The organism is Lichenihabitans sp. Uapishka_5 (genome assembly GCF_033947565.1).
Classification (GTDB): domain Bacteria; phylum Pseudomonadota; class Alphaproteobacteria; order Rhizobiales; family Beijerinckiaceae; genus Lichenihabitans.
In genome coordinates this window covers 1-20,275 of sequence record NZ_JARPVX010000003.1, presented here as the reverse complement: position 1 = coordinate 20,275, position 20,275 = coordinate 1, and the positions used below count along the sequence as shown (strand labels likewise).

General features: G+C 68.3%; 16 protein-coding genes. 5 read left to right on the top strand and 11 right to left on the bottom strand.

What is annotated here, in order from left to right; genetic code table 11:
• The first annotated feature begins 74 nt into the window (after positions 1 to 74).
• On the top strand, positions 75 to 1,430 hold the full coding sequence (locus P7D22_RS02050) for a hypothetical protein (protein WP_319932539.1): 1,356 nt from the start codon (positions 75 to 77) through the stop codon (positions 1,428 to 1,430).
• 265 nt (positions 1,431 to 1,695) lie between these two features.
• Positions 1,696 to 3,516 carry a translational GTPase TypA gene (typA, locus tag P7D22_RS02045; RefSeq protein WP_319932538.1) on the top strand — a complete coding sequence of 607 codons (1,821 nt, stop codon included), beginning with the start codon at positions 1,696 to 1,698 and terminating at the stop codon, positions 3,514 to 3,516.
• A 75-nt stretch (positions 3,517 to 3,591) separates the two neighbouring features.
• On the opposite strand, the gene P7D22_RS02040 is transcribed toward typA, so the two are convergent.
• The 3 genes from P7D22_RS02040 to P7D22_RS02030 form a co-directional block, all read right to left on the bottom strand.
• The gene (locus P7D22_RS02040; protein WP_319932537.1) at positions 3,592 to 4,686 is read right to left on the bottom strand and encodes an alkene reductase; all 1,095 of its coding nucleotides are present in this window, start codon (positions 4,684 to 4,686) and stop codon (positions 3,592 to 3,594) included.
• Positions 4,687 to 4,768: 82 nt separating this feature from the next.
• Positions 4,769 to 6,559, bottom strand: coding sequence for a chloride channel protein (locus tag P7D22_RS02035; RefSeq protein ID WP_319932536.1), 1,791 nt, complete (start codon positions 6,557 to 6,559; stop codon positions 4,769 to 4,771).
• A gap of 87 nt (positions 6,560 to 6,646) precedes the next feature.
• On the bottom strand, positions 6,647 to 7,522 hold the full coding sequence (locus P7D22_RS02030; RefSeq protein ID WP_319932535.1) for an MBL fold metallo-hydrolase: 876 nt from the start codon (positions 7,520 to 7,522) through the stop codon (positions 6,647 to 6,649).
• A gap of 333 nt (positions 7,523 to 7,855) precedes the next feature.
• Between P7D22_RS02030 and P7D22_RS02025 the strand changes: the two genes are divergently transcribed.
• Positions 7,856 to 8,725, top strand: coding sequence for a 4-(cytidine 5'-diphospho)-2-C-methyl-D-erythritol kinase (locus tag P7D22_RS02025; protein ID WP_319932534.1), 870 nt, complete (start codon positions 7,856 to 7,858; stop codon positions 8,723 to 8,725).
• A 39-nt stretch (positions 8,726 to 8,764) separates the two neighbouring features.
• Here the strand turns inward: P7D22_RS02025 and P7D22_RS02020 are convergent, their stop codons facing one another.
• From P7D22_RS02020 to P7D22_RS01985, 8 genes are all read right to left on the bottom strand, one after another.
• Positions 8,765 to 9,469, bottom strand: coding sequence for an ABC transporter ATP-binding protein (locus P7D22_RS02020; protein ID WP_442916007.1), 705 nt, complete (start codon positions 9,467 to 9,469; stop codon positions 8,765 to 8,767).
• Positions 9,466 to 10,242, bottom strand: a complete 777-nt coding sequence (locus P7D22_RS02015) for an ABC transporter ATP-binding protein (protein ID WP_319932533.1) — start codon at positions 10,240 to 10,242, stop codon at positions 9,466 to 9,468. The genes P7D22_RS02020 and P7D22_RS02015 overlap by 4 nt, the downstream gene beginning before the upstream one ends.
• Entirely contained in the window at positions 10,239 to 12,128 is a 1,890-nt protein-coding gene (locus P7D22_RS02010) for an ABC transporter permease (RefSeq protein WP_319932532.1), read from the bottom strand. The genes P7D22_RS02015 and P7D22_RS02010 overlap by 4 nt, the downstream gene beginning before the upstream one ends.
• 166 nt (positions 12,129 to 12,294) lie before the next feature.
• Complete coding sequence (locus P7D22_RS02005; protein WP_319932531.1) at positions 12,295 to 13,497, bottom strand: ABC transporter substrate-binding protein; 1,203 nt, start codon at positions 13,495 to 13,497, stop codon at positions 12,295 to 12,297.
• A 20-nt stretch (positions 13,498 to 13,517) separates the two neighbouring features.
• Positions 13,518 to 14,102 carry an amino acid synthesis family protein gene (locus tag P7D22_RS02000; protein WP_319932530.1) on the bottom strand — a complete coding sequence of 195 codons (585 nt, stop codon included), beginning with the start codon at positions 14,100 to 14,102 and terminating at the stop codon, positions 13,518 to 13,520.
• Positions 14,099 to 14,683 carry an amino acid synthesis family protein gene (locus P7D22_RS01995; protein WP_319932529.1) on the bottom strand — a complete coding sequence of 195 codons (585 nt, stop codon included), beginning with the start codon at positions 14,681 to 14,683 and terminating at the stop codon, positions 14,099 to 14,101. The genes P7D22_RS02000 and P7D22_RS01995 overlap by 4 nt, the downstream gene beginning before the upstream one ends.
• Positions 14,676 to 15,593 (bottom strand): UPF0280 family protein, encoded by a 918-nt coding sequence (locus tag P7D22_RS01990; protein ID WP_319932528.1) that lies wholly within the window; start codon positions 15,591 to 15,593, stop codon positions 14,676 to 14,678. The genes P7D22_RS01995 and P7D22_RS01990 overlap by 8 nt, the downstream gene beginning before the upstream one ends.
• Positions 15,590 to 17,080 carry a 6-hydroxynicotinate reductase gene (locus tag P7D22_RS01985; protein WP_442916012.1) on the bottom strand — a complete coding sequence of 497 codons (1,491 nt, stop codon included), beginning with the start codon at positions 17,078 to 17,080 and terminating at the stop codon, positions 15,590 to 15,592. The genes P7D22_RS01990 and P7D22_RS01985 overlap by 4 nt, the downstream gene beginning before the upstream one ends.
• A 328-nt stretch (positions 17,081 to 17,408) precedes the next feature.
• Between P7D22_RS01985 and P7D22_RS01980 the strand changes: the two genes are divergently transcribed.
• Positions 17,409 to 17,942, top strand: coding sequence for a (2Fe-2S)-binding protein (locus P7D22_RS01980; protein WP_442916006.1), 534 nt, complete (start codon positions 17,409 to 17,411; stop codon positions 17,940 to 17,942).
• A gap of 140 nt (positions 17,943 to 18,082) precedes the next feature.
• On the top strand, positions 18,083 to 20,275 hold a 2,193-nt coding region (locus tag P7D22_RS01975), incomplete at its 3' end, for a molybdopterin cofactor-binding domain-containing protein (RefSeq protein ID WP_442916011.1).

Sequence of the window (20,275 nt, the reverse complement as noted above, 5' to 3'; positions counted from 1 at the left end):
GCCTCGGCATCGGGGCGCCCGTTGCGCAAGCTTCATCCAGGCTTGCTCAGCCCGGCGCCCAGATCCTCTCGAAAGTGAACCGGCCCGTTGCCGTGCGCCTCGTGCGGAGCAGCGACCCGCGTTGCGCGCCGGATCGCTGCGCCGAATGGATCGCCGTGGAAGGGCCGATCGGGCCGGGATCGGCGGCGGCCTTCGCCCGGATAGCGCGCCTCGCCGGCCGGGCGCCTCACGCCGTCCTCATCGATTCGCCGGGCGGCCTCGTGAGCGAAGCCATGGCGATCGGCAGGATGGTGCGCGAGCGGCACCTCGATGTCGTCGTGGCGCGGACGATCCTGACTTTGTGCCCGGCCGATCGCGACGCATGCGGGACCCTGCTGCCGAACGGCATCGCCTCGGGCCGGCCCGACCCGCGGCAAGCTCTCTGCGCATCCGCGTGCCCACTGATCCTGGCGGCCGGCACCCGGCGCTTCGTGTCCCCTCAGGCACATGTCGGCGTTCACGAATATCTGAGCTTCGCCCGCAAGGTGAAGGTGATGCGGACCTACCGTATCGTCACCCGCACGATGAATGGGGTGCGCCAGGAGGTCAGCCGCACGCTCGTGTCCGAAAGGCCGCTGCCCGACACCGCCGTGACGGTGCAAACCCGCTCGAGTTATGGCGACACCGCCTCCTATTACACGCGCATGGGCATTGGTGCCGGGCTGATGCCCTTGCTCCGGGCCGCGCCCGCAGCCGGTATGTCGTGGCTGACGCCGGACGAGCTCGCCGCCACCCGGTTGGCAACCGCAAGTGGCGATGACGAGGACCTCGCACCCCGTGCGGTCTTTGCGACGGAGCTCAAGCCGGTGCCGGTCGGACCGCCGCCCGGCAGCCTCGATCCAAATGCGCCCCACGAGATCGCGGCCTTGGTCGACGAGGCGGGCACTGCGGTCACCTCCTATGGGGGCCATGCGACATGGTCCGTGCAGCGCATTACCGGCACGAGCGATACCCCCGCTTCCATCGACCTTGTCGCCGCCGTGAGCCTCGACGACGATGCCGGCACCCTCAGCTTCCGCATCAGCCGGACGGAAAGCGGACGGGCGCCGTCGCTGCACCTCACGGTGCGGATGCTGCATGGCGGCAGCAGTCCCTTTCGTCATATCCTGGCGCTCGAGGCACCCGGACTGCGCAAGGACGCGCATGCCTTGCCGGATCCGTTCCTGGGCCGATCCGATCCATCGCCGCCCGCCGTGCTCGATATGGTTCTTTCGGATGTTGCCGAGAGCGCCGAACGGGATCTGGCGCTATTGGCGGTGGATCAGTGGATCGACGTGCCCATCATGGTGGACCAGGCCCGGACGATCAGGATGAGCTTTGCGATCGGCGCTTCCGGCGGCCGGGCGATCCGCGATTGGGAGGCGGCCCAGGTTCTACGGGCTGCCAAGTGACACCTCCGACCCGCCCCGCACGGGGCATTTTTCTGCACGATCGGCTGTCGAACTGCGTGCAAGGGTCCTAATCGATCCCGATAGCGATCGGCGGCGCTTCCGGGGCTGATTGGTGCCATTCCCAAGTCCAGCATTTTGTTGTAATCGTTTCGCAGTTGCGAAATGAGCGTGCCGGAGCCGATGTAGGGCGCCGGTGCGCTTTCACTCGCGCACATATCGTTCCCGTGTCAGGAAGGCCTCCGTCTTCCCCTTTACCGTTCGGCTCATGGACCTTCGCAACATCGCCATCATCGCGCACGTCGACCACGGCAAGACGACGCTCGTCGACAAACTCCTTCAGCAATCGGGTGCCTTCCGCGAGAACCAGCGGGTCGCCGAGCGCGTGATGGACTCGAACGACCTCGAAAAGGAGCGCGGCATCACCATCCTGGCCAAGGCCACGTCGGTGGTGTGGAACGACACCCGCATCAACATCGTCGATACGCCTGGCCACGCCGATTTCGGCGGTGAGGTCGAGCGCATCCTGTCGATGGTCGATGGCGTGATCGTGCTGGTGGACGCGGCCGAGGGCCCGATGCCCCAGACCAAGTTTGTGGTCGGCAAGGCGCTGAAGATCGGCCTGAAGCCGATCGTCGCCATCAACAAGGTGGACCGCCCCGACGCCCGCATTACCGAGGTCGTCAACGAGGTGTTCGACCTCTTCGCAGCCCTCGACGCCAACGACGACCAGCTCGACTTTCCCATCCTCTACGGGTCGGGCAGGAACGGCTGGATGGCCGATGCGCCCGACGGGCCGCAGGAGGGCATGACGCCTTTGTTCGAGCTCGTGATGAAGCACGTGCCGGCGCCGAAGGTCGAGGAAGGGCCGTTCCGCATGCTCGGGACGCTGCTCGAAGCCAACCCATACCTCGGTCGCATGATCACCGGACGCGTGCAATCGGGCTCGATCAAGCCGAACCAGACCGTGAAGGTTCTGGATAATTCCGGTAATCTGATCGAGAGCGGGCGCATTTCGAAGATCATGGCGTTCCGCGGTATCGAGCGCACCCCGATCGAGATCGCCGAGGCAGGCGACATCGTGGCCATCGCGGGCTTGTCGAAGTTCAACGTGGCCGACACCGTGTGCGCCCCCGAGGTGACCGAGGCCCTGCACGCGCAGCCGATCGATCCGCCGACCCTGTCGATGACCTTTCTGGTCAATGACAGCCCGCTCGCCGGCACCGAGGGCGACAAGGTGACGAGCCGCGTCATCCGCGACCGCCTGTTCAAGGAAGCCGAAGGCAACGTCGCGCTGAAGATCACGGAGTCGCCCGGCACCGACGCCTATGTGGTGGCGGGTCGTGGTGAATTGCAACTCGCCATCCTGATTGAGACGATGCGGCGCGAGGGATTCGAGCTCAGCGTGTCGCGGCCGCGCGTGGTGTTCCAGACCGACGAGGCTTCGGGCGATCGCCTCGAGCCGATCGAAGAGGTGGTGATCGACGTCGATGAGGAGCACTCGGGCGTCGTCGTGCAGAAGATGTCGGAGCGCAAGGCTGACATGATGGAGATGCGGCCGTCGGGCGGCAATCGCCTGCGCCTCGTCTTCCACGCCCCGACCCGCGGGCTCATCGGCTATCAGGGCGAACTGATGACCGACACCAAGGGCACGGCGATCATGAACCGGCTGTTCCACGCCTATTCGCCGTGGAAGGGCGAAATCCAGGGCCGCCGCAACGGCGTGCTGTTGTCGACCGATTCCGGCGAGGCCGTGGCCTATGCCATGTGGAACCTCGAGGATCGTGGCCCGATGATGATCGAGCCCGGCTGGAAGGTGTATCAGGGCATGATCATCGGCGAGCACACCCGCGAGAACGACCTCGAGGTGAACGTGCTCAAGGGCAAGAAGCTCACCAACGTCCGCGCCGCCGGCAAGGACGAAGCGGTGCGCCTCACCCCGCCGATCCGCATGACGCTCGAGCGGGCCCTGGCCTACATCGAGAACGACGAACTCGTCGAAGTGACGCCGAAGTCGATCCGCCTACGGAAGGTGAAGCTCGATCCGAACGAGCGCAAGCGCGCCGACCGGACCAAGGAAGCCGTATAAGACTGAGGCCTCCGGGCTTCGACTCAATCGAAAAAGGCTCCAGTCCCAAGGACTGGAGCCTTTTTCGCGTGGGCTTCAGGCCTTTGCCTGTTCCAAGGTCGGATAGGTGGTGTAGCCCTCGGCCCCTCCGCCGTACCAGGTGTCCTTGTCGTCGGGCGTCAGGGGTGCGCCCTGGCGCAAACGCTCGGGCAGGTCGGGATTCGATATAAAGGCGCGCCCGAAAGCCACGAAGTCGGCCCGCCCTTCGGACACGGCTTCGGCCGCCAGCGCGCCGTCATAGCCGTTGTTGGCCATATAGGCACCGTGGAAGCTCTTGCGCATGGCTCCGAAGTCGAAGCCCTGCGGGTCGCGCGGCCCCTGGGTTTCGCCTTCGATCACATGCATGTAGGCGATCTTCAGGGCGTCGAGTTCGCGTACCAGATAATCGTAGAGGGCGGTCGGATTGCTGTCCTCGAGATCGTTGGCATGGCTGACAGGCGACAGCCGGATGCCGACTCGTTCCTTCGGGAAGACGCGGCAGAGCGTCAGCAAGGCCTCGATGGTCAACCGGGTGCGGTTGTCGACCGAACCGCCATAGGCATCCTGCCGCTTGTTGGCGCCGTCGCGCAGGAATTGGTCGAGCAAATAGCCATTGGCGGCGTGCAACTCCACCCCGTCGAACCCCGCCCTCTCGGCGTTCTCCGCGGCATTCAGATAGCCGCGGATGATGCCGGGAATCTCTTCGGCCTCGAGGGCCCGCGGCATCGAAAAATCCACCCGGCCCTGCTTGGTGTAGGTCTGCCCCTTGGCCTTGATGGCCGAAGGCGCGACTGGCGCGCCGCCATTGGGCTGCAGCGAGGTGTGGGAGATGCGTCCGACATGCCATAGCTGCAGGAAGATGCGACCGCCTTCCTGGTGCACGGCTTTCGTCACCTTGCGCCAGCCCTCGACCTGCTCGCTCGTGTAGATCCCTGGCGTCGCGACGTAACCCTGACCCTGCTGGGAGATCTGGGTGGCCTCGGCGATGATCAGGCCGGCGCCGGCGCGCTGACGGTAGTAGTCGACGTTGAGGTCGTTCGGCGCATCGGTGCCGGCACTGGCGCGGCTCCGCGTCAGGGGCGCCATCACGATACGGTTCTTCAGCGTCAGATCGCCGAGCGCGAAGGGTTGAAACAAGGGGTCGAGGGCCATGGCGGCATCATCTTTTCAGAAAAGGGAATGCTACGGCACCTAGGTAGGGTTCTCCCGCTGGCAAGGGCTGATGCCGCGGGGCTCAGTGCAGGGTGGCGCCCTTCGCCTGCATGGTCGTCACGTTGTCGGGGCTTTGGCGCTCCAACTCGCGTCCATAGGCCCTGAGGGCGCTCGATTCGCTCAAGACGCCGACGATCGTACCGTCCGTCGCGCGGTCCACCACGATCATGACGTCCGCTTCGGAAGCTTCGAACAGGTCGAGGGCCGTACGCACCGCCATACCGGGCAGCAGCACCGCGTCGCGGTGTCGGGCCAGACAGAGGATGGACTCATCGGGCTCCGACGCGGTGGTGTAGAGGTCATCCAGCAGAACGAGGCCGGCGTAGCGACCGGCCGCGTCCGCGAGGGCGAAGTTTTTTAGCGACCCCAGTGCGAAAGCCGCCCGCGCCTCGTCCACCGTCCAGTGCGACGGGGCGGTCCGCACATCGGCCCGCATCAGCTTGCGCACGGTGAGGTCGCGTAGCCAACCGACATCATGCGGCCCACGGATGGCCTCGCCCCGCAGGTGAAAGCGCCATGTCGCAAAAGAATAGCCGAACAGGTCGCGCACCACGAGCGACGCGATGCTCGCCGCGATCAGCGACACGATCGCGACCGTGAAGCTGCCCGTGGCCTCAAGCGTCAACGCCGTCATGGTCACCGGAGCGCCGATTACTCCGGTGCCAAAGGCTGCGATGCCGGCCAATGCCGCGAGCCCGGGATCCGGCGCCAAGCTGGGCATCCAGGCTGCCGCCACACCCGCATAACACCGGCCCACCAGCGCGCCGAGCAGCAGGGAGGCATAAAACAGCCCGCCGCGAAACCCGGAGCCGAGCGAGATGGCGGAGGCGAGGCCCTTCAACAGGAACAGCGCCGCAAGGGTGGCCGGCAGCAGGGGGACGGCCAGGTCGATGCTGAGGGCCCCATGGCCGGCGCCAAGCACCTGCGGGGTGGCAAGGCTGAGCAGGCCGATCAGCAGGCCGCCGATGATCGGACGGAGCCGCAGGTCGATCCGAAAGCGCGAAAACAAGCCTTCGCAGGTGCCTACGGCCTGCATCAGGCCGATGCCAAGCAGCGCCGCCACGAGGCTGATCATCGCCACATGGGCGATTTCGCCGCCATGCATGGCTCCGATGGCCCCCGGCGGCACGAGGTAGGGGTGATCGACGAACTGGCGCGTGACGAGACAGGCCGCGAGCGCGCTGGCCGCCACGGGCGACAGCGCCCCGACCGTATAGGTGCCGAGCACCACCTCGAATCCGTAGAAGGCGCCTGCGAGCGGCGCGTTGAAGGCCCCCGCGATGGCGGCCGCCCCGCCGCAGGCGACCAGCAGCCGCATGTCGGCACGCCGGGCCGCCAGGACGATGCCGACCCGCGACGAGACCGCGGCACAGATCTGCGTATAGCCGGCCTCAAGCCCGACCGATCCTCCGCATCCGCTCGACAGCACGGTCTGCATGGTGACGAAGAGGCTGCCCTTCATGGATAGGTGACCGCCATAAAGCGCGTTGGCCTCGATCGCATCCGCAAGCCGACCCGCGAGCGGACGCGCGGTGGCGGTCAGCAGGGCCAGGACCCCGCCACCGATGCAGGGAACCAGGATGCCGCGCCATGGCGTCAGGGCCGGCATCGCACTGAGGTGCTGGTTACGCGCCAGCCCGAACAGGGTTTCGTGCAGGAACTGCACCGTCGCCGACAGTGCCACGACCAGCAGGCCACCGACGAGACCGATCAGCACGGCCACCAGCACGAGCCCGCTGGCGCGGCTGCGAACGAAGCGCCGCAAGGCTGCCGGCAGGGTGGCCTTCGAGAGATGCAGCCGAACGCTGGACAAACAGGCCCTTTCGGTCGAGGCGTGATCGCGGCCCGCTATCGAAACGCGGCGCGTGGCCGCGGCTTCAGCGGACCCGCGAGACGCCGATCAGGCGGCCGTTTCCAGCACGCGGGCTTCGAGCCGGATGGTTTGTCCTTCGCGCGCCACGAACGAACCCGGCAGGGCTGCCTCGACCTGGGCCGCCACGCCATCCAGCATGTCGTCCGTATGACGCATGTGATGATGCGTGGCACCGAGGCGCTTGGCGTTGGCGGCGCGGCAAAGGGCGACACCGGCCCCCCAGGTCGAGTGGCCCCAGCCACGGCAATCCTGGAACTCCGCTTCGTTGAACATCGTGTCGTAGACCACCAGATCGGCGTCGCGGCAGAAGCTCACCAATGCGTCGTCGATGATGCCAGGCCGATGCTCGACATCCGAAATGTAGCAAAGGCTGCGGCCTTTGTGATCGAACCGGTAAGCCGTCGCGCCGCCAGGATGGTCGAGTGCGCAGGTCCGGACCACGATCCCGTCGCCGAAGTCGAGCGCTGCCCCGGCATGGAAGCCGTGATAGCTGAACTGGCCGGGAAACACCTCCAGCCTTACCGGGAACAAGGGCGGCGCGAACATCAGATCGAAGGCGGCCTGCGGGCTGACGCCGTCGAGGTTGCCGCAATGCAGGCGGATCTCGCACCGTGTCTTGAGAGCGGGAATGAAGAAGGGTAGCCCGGATATGTGGTCGTGATGCAGATGGCTCAACAGGATGTCGAAGCCTTGCGGACCATCATCCATCATGGATTTGCCGGCGTCTGCGATGCCCGACCCGGCGTCGATCAGGAACAAGCGACGGCCGACCCGCACTTCGACGCAAGTGGTATTGCCGCCATAGCGCTGGTATTCGGCACCGCAGCGCGGAAGCGAGCCACGCGTTCCCCAGAATTTAACCGATAACGCCTGGTCGGCCGGCAAAGCCCCATCAAACGACATGGTCGAACAGCCGTTGCACGTCGATGCAATCCCCCGTCTGCTGGCCGATGACCATCGTCACAACCTCGACAAGTCAGGCCACCATGCCTGGCTGCAGCTTATCAAGCCCTTCCATCGCGAAATGTAAACGGCAAAGTGTTTGGTTCCCCCAGCCGGGATCATGGCTGACAAGACCTTGCATTTCCATCCTGGGCCGCTCGCAACGCCGCGCATGCCGCAGGCGTCCGGCCTGATTTACTGTTCAGCACGCAATCGCAATTGGCCCATCGAGACGCGTCTTCGATCTGCATCCTTGCCTTGACCCTCGGCTTGCCCTGGGGTTGAGGTGCGGCCATGAGTTTCGTGACGCGTGCACCCGCCAAGATCAACCTGACGCTCCACATCCGGGGTCGGCGTGCGGATGGCTACCACGAGCTTGAAAGTCTTGTCGCCTTTACCGGGGCCGGCGACGTGCTGCACTTCGATCCCGGCGACGATCTGTCCCTGGAGGTCGTCGGTCCGACCGCGGTCGCGGCCGGCGAGTCTGGAGACAACCTCGTGCTGCGTGCCGCGCGCGCCTTGCGGGATCGGGTTCCGGCGCTTCGGCTCGGCGCGTTCAAGCTGGTGAAGCGGCTGCCGGTCGCGGCCGGGGTTGGCGGCGGCTCATCCGATGCGGCGGCGGCGTTGCGGTTGCTGGCCGATGCCAATGCGCTCTCGCACCACGATCCACGCCTCGTCGAAGCCGCCCAGGCCACCGGGGCCGACGTGCCGGTCTGTCTCGACCCGCGCGCCCGGATGATGAGCGGCATCGGCGAGCGCCTCGGGGCGCCGCTGCGCCTGCCCCCGCTCGTGGCGCTGTTGATCAATCCCGGCGTCAAGCTCGAAACCAAGAGCGTGTTTCACCGCATCGGGTTGCGAAACGGCGAAACGAATGCCGGTTCGTCGCATCCGGAGGTCGGTCCCGACCTTACGCCTAACGCCCTGATGCCGCTGCTGCGACGCGGCCGCAACGACATGGAAGGCGCGGCCGGTGTCCTGGCCCCGGTGATCGGTGACGTGCTGGCGGTGCTGGGTGGCGCGCGCGGCTGCCGTCTGGCCCGCATGTCGGGATCGGGCGCCACATGCTTTGGCCTGTTCGACACCTGCCGCGCGGCAGCGCAGGCCATGCAGATCATTCGGGCCCAGCATCCCGATTGGTGGGTAAAGGCGACGGTGCTTCGGTAAGTTTCGTCGCGCTGCCGGCCTCGCGGGCCGATACGGCCTCTACACCGACAGATAGGCGTCGCACAGCGCCGGGTCGGCCGCTAACGCGGCCATGGTGCCGGAAAAGCGCACGTGGCCACGGTCAAGCACAACCGCACGGTCGGCGATGAGGCGGGCGAAATGCAGATTCTGTTCGGAGAGCAGGATGCTGAGGCCCTCGCGCTTCATGGCCAGGATCGCATGGGCCATGTCCTCGACCACCTTGGGGGCGAGGCCCTCGGACGGTTCGTCGAGCAGCACGAGGCGCGGGTTGCCCATCAGGGCGCGGGCGACGGTCAACATCTGCTGCTCGCCGCCGCTCATCGCGCCGCCGCGCCGGGTCCGCATGGCGCCGAGGCTCGGGAACAGCGCGAACACCCTTGCCGGCGTCCAGCGCGGCGCCCCGTCGCGTGCCGCTTGTCGGCCCACCGCCAAATTCTCGTCGACCGTCAGATCCCCAAAGATGCGCCGGTCTTCCGGCACATAAGCGAGGCCGCGGCGCGCCCGCAGATGGGCGGGCTCGCGCGACACGTCGGCGCCGTCGAACCGGACATCGCCGCCGCGACGGTCGAGCAGGCCCGCCAGGGCTCGGAACGTGGTCGACTTGCCGGCGCCGTTGCGACCGAGCAGCGACACGACCTCGCCGGTGCCCACCGCAAGGTCGATGTCGAAGAGGATCTGAGCCCGGCCATACCAGCCGGTCAGCGCCCGCGCTTCGAGCATCAAGCCGGCTCTCCTTGCTTCGCATAGGCGAGGCCTTCGCCGAGGTAGCTGGCCCGCACCTGGGGGTCGCGGCGCACGGCGTCAGGCGGTCCGGCGGCGATCACGGCGCCGCGGCTCAGCACCAGCACGCGGTCCGCATGGGCGAAGACGATATCCATGTCGTGTTCGGTGAACAGGAGGCCGATCGCCTCCTTCCGGGCAAAGGCCACGACGAAATCCATCAGGGCGTGGCGCTCCCGGGGCGCCATGCCGGCCGTCGGCTCGTCCATCAGCAACAGGGTGGGGTGGCCGGTCAGCACCATGGCGAGCTCGAGGCGCTTCAGGTCGCCATAGGCGAGTTCCCCGGCGGGGCGGTCGGCCTCGGCCAGCAACCCGACCTTGTCGAGCCAGCCATCGGCTATGGCCACGAAGCGGCGGTCGGTGCGGCCTACAAGGCGCGACGCGAGGCCGGCTTGCGCCACACAGGCAACCTGCACGTTTTCGCGCGCCGTCATGGACGCAAAAGCGGCGGTGATCTGGAACGTCCGGGCGACACCGCGCCGGGCCATGAGGCGCGGCCGAAGGCCCGTCACCGCGGTGCCGTTCAGCACGATCTCGCCGGCATCGGGCCGGATCTGCCCGTTCAACATGTTGAAGCAGGTGCTCTTGCCGGCGCCGTTCGGCCCGATCAGGGCCAGCACCTCGCCGGCCGCGAGCGTGAACGAGACGTCCCGGACGGCCTCGACGCCGCCATAGCTCTTGCGCAGGCCCGAAACGGCCAGGAGGGGCGGGGTCATTCGGCGCCCTCGAGGCGGGGCGTGCCGGGTGTGGCCGGCACCCGATCGTGCCTGGTGCCGCGGGGGCTCAACAACGTCGCAAGGCCGCCGAGGCCGCGCGGCAGGGCCACGCAGAGGGCCACGATGACGATCCCAAGCACGAGCTTCGAATAATCGGTCTGGCTGACGAGCCAGATCGACAGGCCCTTGTAGAGGATCGCTCCGGCGACGCTGCCCGAGATCGTGCCGACCCCGCCGAGCAACACCGTCACCAGTCCATCGACCGAGGTGCCGACCCCAAAGCTGTCCGGAAAGACGCTGCCTTTCAGGAAGGCGAAGAGGCCCCCCGCCAGCGCCGCAAGCCCGCCCGCCAGCGTGAAGGCACCCCATTGCAGCCGTGCGCGGCTGAAGCCGAGCGCCTCGGCGCGGCCCGTCGCATCGCGCACGGCCCTGAGCCCGAAGCCGAAGGGCGAGAAGGTGACGACGCGGATCAGGCCCGCCACGGTGACCGCCACCGCGACGCAGAGCCAGTAGAAGGCCCGTGGCGTCGCGGCCCAGGGCGCTGGCCAGATGCCCAACAGGCCGTTGTCGCCGCCCGTCACGTCGGTCCATTGGAACGCAACCGACCAGACGATCTGGGCAAAGGCCAGGGTCAGCATGGCAAAGTAAACGCCCGACAACCGCACGCAAAGCCAGCCGAACAGCGCCGCGCCGCCAAGGCCGAGCGCCACGCCGCAGCCGATGGCGGGACCCATCGACAGACCGCCGAGCTTCACCGCCAGGGCGGCACCATAAACTCCGAGGCCAAAATAAGCCGCATGGCCGAAGCTGACGAGGCCGGCGGGCGACATCAACAATTGCAGGCTGGCCGCAAAGATCACCGCCACCGCGATCTCGGCCCCAACTGCGAGGCCATAAGGGCCGGCCCAGAACGGCAACAAGGCCGCGACGATCGCGAGGACCGCTGCGACGGTGCGCGCGGGCCAGCCGAAAGGCGCCCAAGGGCGCGAGGTCGGCGCCGGCAGGCTGCGGACCGGCGGCTGCGCCCGGCCAAACAGCCCATGCGGACGGACCGTCAGCACCAGCGCCATGACCAGGAAGACCAACACGATCGAGACGGCCGGAAAGGCCAGGATGCCGAAGGCATTGAGTTCCGCCACCACGATTGCGGCCACCAGGGCGCCGCCGATGCTGCCGAGGCCGCCGATCACCACCACCACGAAGACATCAACGATGATCCTAAGGTCCATCGTGTGATTGACGGCGTCGCGCGGAATCTGCAGCGCGCCACCGAGCGCCGCCAGGAAAGTGCCGAGCGCGAAGACGGCCGTGAACAGCCAGCGTTGGTCGACGCCGAGCGCCGCCACCATCTCGCGGTCCTGTGTGGCGGCCCGCACCAGGACGCCGAAGCGCGTGCGATGAAACACCAAGGTCAACAGGCCGAAGACGACCGGCGCCAAGCCGACCAGAAACAGATCGTAGCTCGGCACGGCTTGGCCGAGCAGCGTGACGGCTCCCTTGAAGCCCGGCGCGCGGGGCCCGAGCAGGTCGTCGGGCCCCCAGATCAGCACCGCGAGGTCTTCGACCACAAGGGTCACCCCGAAGGTGGCGAGCAGCTGGAACAACTCCGGCGCGCGATACAGCCGGCGCAACAGCGTCATCTCCAACAGGGCGCCCAGCGCCGCCACCACGAGGCTCGCGACGACGAGACCGCCCCAGAACCCGAACGGCCCATCGAGGTGCGTGACCAACGTGTAGGCCACGTAGGCCCCGAGCATCGTGAAGGCCCCGTGGGCGAAATTCACGACCCGGGTGACGCCGAAGATGATCGACAATCCCGAGGCGATGAGGAACAGCGACGACGCCTGGGCGAGGCCCGTCAGCGCTTGTGCGAGATAAAAGCCCATTATGGCATCCCGCGATGAACGACCCGATCCCCCTCATTCCGGACGCAGCGGAGCGGAGATCCGGAACCGGGGAGCCCGGGCGATCGAGGTCGGAGCCCGCCGATTCCAGGTTCGGCTGCGCCGCCCCGGAATGAGGGTCTTGCGGCCGTGGATGGTTCCGCTCCCCTCACGGCTGCGGTCGCAGTTTCCGCACAGCGTCGTCGGTCGGCAGCACGCTTGCGCCATCGACGTAATGGCTGTCGGTCATCACGCCCGCGCCGTCCTTGACGGCCGTGGTGCCGACGAAGGCGCCCATGGTGGATTGGTGATCGAGCGTGCGGAAACTCGCTGGGCCGAAGGGCGTATCGAAATTGATGCCTTCGGCGGCCTTGATGAGGGCGTCGGTGTCGGTCGACTTCGCCTTGCGCAGGATGTCGGCCGCGGCCTCGATCAGCGTGTAGCCCACAACCGAGCCGAGCCGCGGATGGTCGCCGTACTTGGCCTGATAGCTCTTCAGAAAGGCGTCATGGGCTGGTGTGTGGAGGTCATACCAGGGGTAGCCGGTGACGATCCAGCCCTGCGGCGCCTCGTCTTTCAGCGGATCGAGGTATTCGGGTTCGCCGGTCAGGAAGCTGACGACGCTGCGGTCCTTGAACAATCCGCGCGTATTGCCTTCGCGCACCAGCTTGACGAGGTCGGGACCGAATTCGACATTCAGGATGGCTTCGGGATTGGCGGCCGCGATGGCCTGAGTCACGGGGCCGGCGTCGATCTTGCCCTGCGGCGGCCATTGCTCGGCCACCCATTGGATGTCGGGGCGCTTGGCCGACAGGAGCGTCTTGAACACGGCCACGGCCGACTGACCATATTCGTAGTTCGGCGCGATCGTGGCCCAGCGCTTGGCCGGCAGCTTCGCGGCGGCGTCGGCCAGGATGGCGGCCTGCATGTAGTTGGACGGGCGCAGACGGAAGGTTTCGGCGTTGCCGGACGACCAGACGAGCGCGTCGGTCAGCGGCTCGCCGGCGAGGTAGAGGACGTGCTTCTGCTTGGCGAAATCCGCGAGCGCCAAGCCGATGTTCGAAAAGAAGCCACCCGCCAGCAGCGCGACCCCGTCGCGCGACACGAGCTCGTTGGCGGCCGTGATGGCCTGGGCCGGCTTGCCGGTGTCGTCCTTCGAGACGACCACCAGGGTCTTGCCGTCGATGCCGCCATGGGCGTTGATGTCCTCGACCGCGAGCTGCCAACCCTTACGGTAGGGTTCGGTGAAGGACGGCAGGGCCGAATATGAGTTGATCTCGCCGATCTTCACTTCGCCGTCGAGCGCCCGTGCGGCACCCGGCAGGCCCAGCGCCAACAACCCGGCGCCGAGCGCCACCACTTTTCGATCCATGCGGTTTCCCCTCGCCATCGTCAGCGCAACCCGTCCTGGCCCTTGATGTCGGCCACCGCCAAGCCGCCCACGCGCGGCAGCGGCCGGCCGCCGGTGGTCAACGCCACCGCCACCACGATCTCATCGCGGCGTGGCGCGTCGTTGATCCGCACCTCCATGCCGTCGAAATGGCTGCGCACGAAGGCCGCGTCCTTGTGCCCGAGCGGGATGTCCAGAACGGTGCCAAGGCCGCCGCGCTTCTTCGACGACGGCACCAGGGCCGCGCCACCGCCAAGCGCCTCCCGCAAGGGCGCGCCGAGCTTCGGATGCAGCAGCGCCGCCGCATGTTCGAGTTCGCCGTTCTCGCCCACCAGCGCCGCCTTGCCGTAGCTCTGCACAGCGTCACCCGGAACGCCGAGGGCCGCCAGGGCTCGTGCGGCCAGGAGGGCGCCGAGTTCCGCACCGGTGTCGATCAGCGGCGTCAGGTCTTCGACGTAGGTGCCGGCGAATGGGTTGGCGATCACCGCCATGGCGGCGGCGCGGCGCGTCGGTGGCGACACGGGCTGCCCCATCTCGCTCACCACCTCCTCGACCACGGTGACGATCTTGCGGATCTGCGCGTTCATCGGAGGCCATCCTCGCCCTTGATGGCGGCGGCCGCAAGCCCGCCCGCCCGGTTGTGCACGCGGGCGCCCGTGGTCATCACCAGGGCCAGCACGATCTCGTCGGCGCGAGGGCCATCCGTGACCCCCACCTCGATCGCATCGAAGTGGCTGCGCACATAGGAAGCGTTGATGTGCGTCACCGGCACGTCGAGCCGTGTGCCTGGGCCTCCGACCTTCTTGGTGGAGGGCACGATGGCCTTGGCGTCGTTGAGGATCCCCCGCATGGCGTAGCCGCCCGGCTGGTGCCATAGGGCCCCGTGCTCGAGTTCTCCCGCCTCACCCACGATGGCGCCCTTGCCGTAGCCTTCGATGGCCGCCGGGTCGCCGCCGAGCGCCGTCACCAGAGCCTGCGCCATCGCGGCGCCAAGCGGCTCGAGGTCCTTCATGAACGGCTGGATATCGGCGACGTAGCGGCCCGCAAAGGGATTGCGGATGACGGCCAGCACGGTGCCGCGCCGCGGCGGCTTGGCCGCCACCGGACCGCCTTCGTGGAAGATCTCCTCGATGGAAACGATCTGCTTGCGGAGAAGGACGTCAGGCATGGTGGGCGAACTCCGGGACCGGCGCGGCCGGGACGGCGAGGGGATGCGGCGCGGGACCCCCGAGGGTGGCCGTGCCGAGTGTGGCGACACGGCCTTGCAGCTGCAGCGCGACGCCCTCGATGAGGCCATGCCCGAGCAGGGTCTCGGCGCAAGCGCGGCCCGCCCGCAACGCCGTGGCGATCGCGTCGGGCGGCAACGGGGCAACGTTTCGGGTGACGAGCCGGCCGCCGAGATCGCTGTCGGGCTGCAGGTCGTGGGCTGGGACGCGGCGCACCGCCGGATGGCCCGGCAGGTCTACCGCATTGGCGATCACGGTGGCGGCCGCATCAGCCGCCGCGGCCGTACGGGCCAGCACCGTGACGCTGTCGGCGATGCCGAGCGAGAACGAGCGCCCGCGCCAGCCGCTGGTGGCGACGCCCCGGACGGCGTCGGCGGGGCCGATCTCCACCCGGCCGAACAGGTGCGGCCGATCCGGCCGGTCGATGAGGCCGAGCGTAAAGGCGGGGCCGGACGCGCAATGGAGCGCGATGTCGCCGCCGTTGTTGACATAAGCGCGGTCGAGGTCGGCGGCTTCCACCATGGCGGCCAGCACCGTTTCCGCGACGGCGCCTGCCACCGCCGCCATCGGGGTGATGAAGGTGTCTGCCCCATAAAGCGCCACGGCGGCCGCCATGCGGCGCGCCACAGTGCCGTGCAGCGGTGGCGCGGTTGGGCCGGCCGGCTGACGCAGGGCAGGGAGCTCGCCGCAAAGCCGGTCGAGCAGCCCCGTCAGCGCCCTTAGGGCCGCCCTGTAGGCATCCTCGACCGCATGCGGGCCCCCGAAGGCGCCGATCACCAGGTCGATCGGCCCGTCCTGCAGGTGCAAGCGGCGTCCGTCGGGCAGCAGGCGCGCCTGCGGCATCCGGCTCATCGGCGTAACGCCCGGACGGCGTCGGGCAACAACGGCCAAGGATTGTCGGCGCGGTGCGGCACCTGGCGGCGACGCTCGTCGGACCCACGAAACTCCGACAGGGGGCGCACCTGGTCCATATGGCCGCCGAGCTTCCGGTAGTCGTCGAGCCGCAGCGTGAATTCGATCGGGGCAACCAGCGCCGGTGTCGGCACGGAGCCGAAGCCGTTCGGCGGCACCCTGGCCACATCGACCATGAAGGTGATGCCGCCCCCCGGCCACACATAGGTCGGGGCGCCACCGCAGGTCACGACCGTCAGGGCATCCTTGACCGAACGGGTCAGCCGCACCGGATTGTCGGTGACGCCAGCCCGGAGCGAGCCGCCTGCGCCGCCCATGAACAACACGGTCGACAGCGCCGGTTCGCAATTTTCCTTGATGAGCGCCACGGTGCGGGCCAGCGCGTCCGGCATGGTGGCCTCGACCGGCCGCAGGGCCTCGTCGAGCACGAAATAAGCCGCATGTTCGCCCGTGGTCGACACCATCAACAGGGTCAGGCCCGGGCGTGCGGACTTCGGGTTGAAGGCGCCGAGGATGTTCAAGGGGTCGGCGATGTCGGTGCCGCCCCAGCCGGTGCCGGGCTGGGCCACCTGGAAGTAGCGTCCTGGGGTCGAGCGCCGCCCCTTCATCTTCAGCCCGGTATCCGGGATGCCGAGCAGCTTGCCTGCCTGATGCTCGCTGAGGACGCCGGTGATGTGGTCGTCGACCACCACCACCTCGTCGACGAGCCCCAGCCATTGCTTGGCGAACATGCCGATGGTGGCCGACCCGCAGCCGACCCGCATGCGCTCCTCGACGGCGCCGTTGACCTGCGGCGGGCGGCCCGACTGCACCACCACGGTGGCGCCCTCGTCGATCACCAGTTCCACCGCCTCGCCGTTGCACAGCTTCAGCAACGCATCGCAGGTGACGCGCCCCTCCGCCTTCGAGCCGCCCGTGAGGTGATGCACACCGCCGAGCGACAACATCTGCGAGCCGTATTCGCCCGTGGTGACATGGCCGACGGGTTCGCCCGCCACCCGGGCCAGCGCCCGTTCGGGGCCGAGGTGGCGGTCGGTGTCGATCTTCACCTTGACGCCGCAATAGGAGAAGATGCCCTCGGTCACCACCGTGACCATGTCGATGCCGGCGATCTCCGAGGCCACGATGAAGGGCGCGGGTTTATAGTCCGGATAGGTGGTGCCGGCGCCGATCGCCGTCACGAAGGTGGCCGGCTCGCGCAGGATGTTGCCGTCCCAGTCGAGCGTCCCGGCGCCGAACGGCACCACGCCCGAGCCATCCTCAAGGGCGTGCTCGAGCACGATGTGGGGATCGACCCGCACCAGGACGCCGTTGTCGTTGCCATAGCGGTCGCAGGCGCCTTTCTGGCCGGGCTTGATGTAGCACATCACCGGGCAGGCGTCGCAGCGGATCTTGTCGGTGGCGGTGGTCGCCCCGGCTTCCGGCATCGACATGGCAACCCCCGTGCGTCGGGACAAAATCGTGTGTACGCAAACAAAATCGCGCCCTCGGGCGGCGACTGTCAAGCGGCTTTTAAGAAGACTTCCAAAGCAGCTCGTCGTTTCAGCGCTATCTGGTCATTAAGAGCGCACATCGACCATGGTTTAGGCATCGCTCGCCTGCTTATATGGCTAAGTGCGTAGCAACCGCAGCGATGCGATCGGACGTTGCTTGCCTTTTGCAAGACTGTGGTTCGGCTTCGATTTAGCGCTTCTATGGCGCGGCGATCCATGGTCTAGTGTTCGTGTACGAACGACCTGCAGCATCGAGACCGGCTTGGTTGCTTCCCGCCCCGCATCACCGTCGCACCCCAGTGGGCCGCCACGGCCGATCGACCTGACGGTCAACGGCCGCGCCGTCAGCCTCGTGTTGCCCGGCAGTGTGTCGCTGCTCACCGTGCTGCGCAACGACCTTGAGCTGAACGGACCCAAATACGGCTGCGGCCTCGGGCAATGCGGCGCCTGCACGGTGTTGCTCGACGGGGTGCCGGCGCGCGCCTGCGTGGTGCCGCTGCGGGTGGCGGCCGGCCGCCACGTGGTGACGCTGGAGGGGCTTGGATCGTCCGGCGCGCTCCATCCGGTCCAGCAGGCCTTTGTGGACGAGCAGGCGGCCCAGTGCGGCTACTGCCTCAATGGCATGATCATGACCACGGTGGCGCTGCTCGATCGCAACCCGGCGCCCGACGAGGCGGAGATCCGGCGTGAATTGTCAGGCAACCTGTGTCGCTGCGGCACCCATGTCGAGATCCTGCGGGCCGTTCGCCGGGCCGCCGCCCTGCGCCAAGGCGCCGGCCCGGAGTCCCGGTCGTGAGCCTGTCCCCAGGGCCCGGCTCGCACTGGCGCGACCAGCTCGGCCGGGACGGCGTCCTGCTGGTGCTGCGCGGCGCTCATCCGGCCAGCGGCCCGCGCGAGGAACCGGCCGCCGCCTCGCCGAACCCGGAAGGCCACGGGCTGGAACTGTTCATCGCGGTCGACCAGGACGGGCGCGTCACGGCCTATAACGGACACGTCGACCTCGGCACCGGGATCGGCACGGCGCTCGGCCAGATCGTGGCCGAGGAGCTCGACGTCGCCTTCGAGCAGGTGACGGTGGTGCTGGGCCACAGCGCGCTGGTGCCCAACCAGGGCGCCACCATCGCCAGTGAAACCATCCAGGTCACAGCCATCCCGCTGCGCCGTGCCGCCGCCCAGGCGCGCCACCACCTTGTGGCGCTCGCGGCGGTCGAACTCGACGTCGCGCCGGACGAACTCGAGGTTATGGACGGCGTCGTCCGCTGCGGCCGCCGCAACGAGCAGCGACAGTATGGCGATCTTCTGCGCGGCCGCCACATCCGCCTGACGCTCGACGACGCCACGCCGGTGAAGCCGGTGGAGCATTATCGCGTCGTCGGCCAACGGGTGCCGCGCGCCGACATCCCGGCCAAGGCGGACGGCAGCTTCACCTATGTGCATGATGTGCGGGTGCCCGGCATGCTGCACGGCCGGGTGGTGCGGCCACCCTATGCCGGGCTCGACCATGGCCCCTTCGTGGGCCGCAGCCTCGTCAGTGTCGATCAGGCCTCGGTGGCCCATATCCCGGGCCTCGTGGCGGTGGTGACCTTGGGCGATTTCGTCGGCGTCGTGGCCGAGCGGGAAGAGAATGCCGCGCTGGCGGCCGACACCCTGGTGGTGCACTGGCGCGGCTGGGACCGTCCACCGGGCCTCAACGCGCCCGAAGGGGCCATCCGGGCGAACCCCGCCACGGCGCGGCGTCTGCTCGATCGGGGCGATCTCGATGCGGCACTCGCCTCAGCCGCCACGCCGATGCGGCGCAGCTATGTCTGGCCATACCAGCTGCATGGCTCGATCGGCCCGTCTTGCGCCGTCGCCGACGTGCGGCCGGACGGCGTCACGCTGTGGTCCGGCACCCAGAACCCGCTGATGATGCGAACCGACGTGGCGCGCCTGCTCGGGGTGCCGGAGGCGAGCGTCGCGGTGCTGCGCCACGAGGCGGCGGGCTGTTACGGCCGCAACTGCGCCGACGATGTCGGGGCCGACGCCGTCTTGTTGTCGCGCGCCTGCGGGCGCCCGGTGCGGGTGCAGCTGACACGCGCCCAGGAGCATGTGTGGGAGCCGAAGGGCGCCGGTCAGGTGATGGATGTCGCGGGCGGCCTGACCGCTGAGGGCGCCCCTGCCGGCTACGGTTTCGAGACCCGCTACCCCTCGAACGGGGCGCCGACGCTCGCGCTGCTGCTCACCGGCATCGTGGCGCCCGATCCGCAGGTCTTCGCCATGGGCGACCGCACCGCGGTGCCGCCCTACCGCTACGCCGATGCCCGCGTCACCGTGCACGACATGCCGCCGATCGTGCGGGCTTCGTGGTTTCGCGGCGTGTCGGCGCTGCCCAATTCCTTTGCCCACGAAAGCTTTATCGACGAGCTCGCCACCGAAGCCGGCGTCGACCCGATCGAATATCGCTTGCGTCACCTCGACGACCCGCGCGCCGCCGACATGATCCGCGCCGTCGCGGAGCGGGCCGGTTGGCAACCCCATACGGTGCCGCAGACGATGGCGCCCGATGGCGACTGGCTGCGGGGGCGGGGCTTCGCCTATGCGCTCTACGTCCACGGCACCTTCCCGGGCACCGCAGCCGCCTGGTCGGCCTGGGTGGCCGATGTGGCGGTCAACCGCATCACAGGCGAGGTGGCGGTCGAGCGCGTCGTGGTGGGGCAGGACCAGGGCGCCGTCGTCAACCCGGCCGGGGTCGAGCACCAGATCCACGGCAACGTGCTGCAATCCACTGGTCGCGTCCTAGCCGAGCGGGTCGAGTTCGACGACGGCGGGGTGGCGAGCCGGGACTGGGGCAGCTACCCGATCCTGTCTTTCGCCCAGGTGCCGGCCATCGACGTGGTGTCGATGCCGCGGCCGCATGATCCGCCCCTCGGGGTGGGCGAATCGGCGGCTGTGCCGAGCGCCGCCGCCATCGCCAACGCGATCTTCGACGCGACCGGCATCCGGTTCCGTGCCCCGCCCTTCACGGCCGATGTCGTGCGGGCCGCCCTGCAGGGTCTGCCTTCGCCAGTCCCTGCGGCCGCGGTGGCGGCAGGCAAGCCGCGTCGCATTCTGCCGGGCGTCACCCTGGCCCGCGGCCTCGCGGGCCAGGGT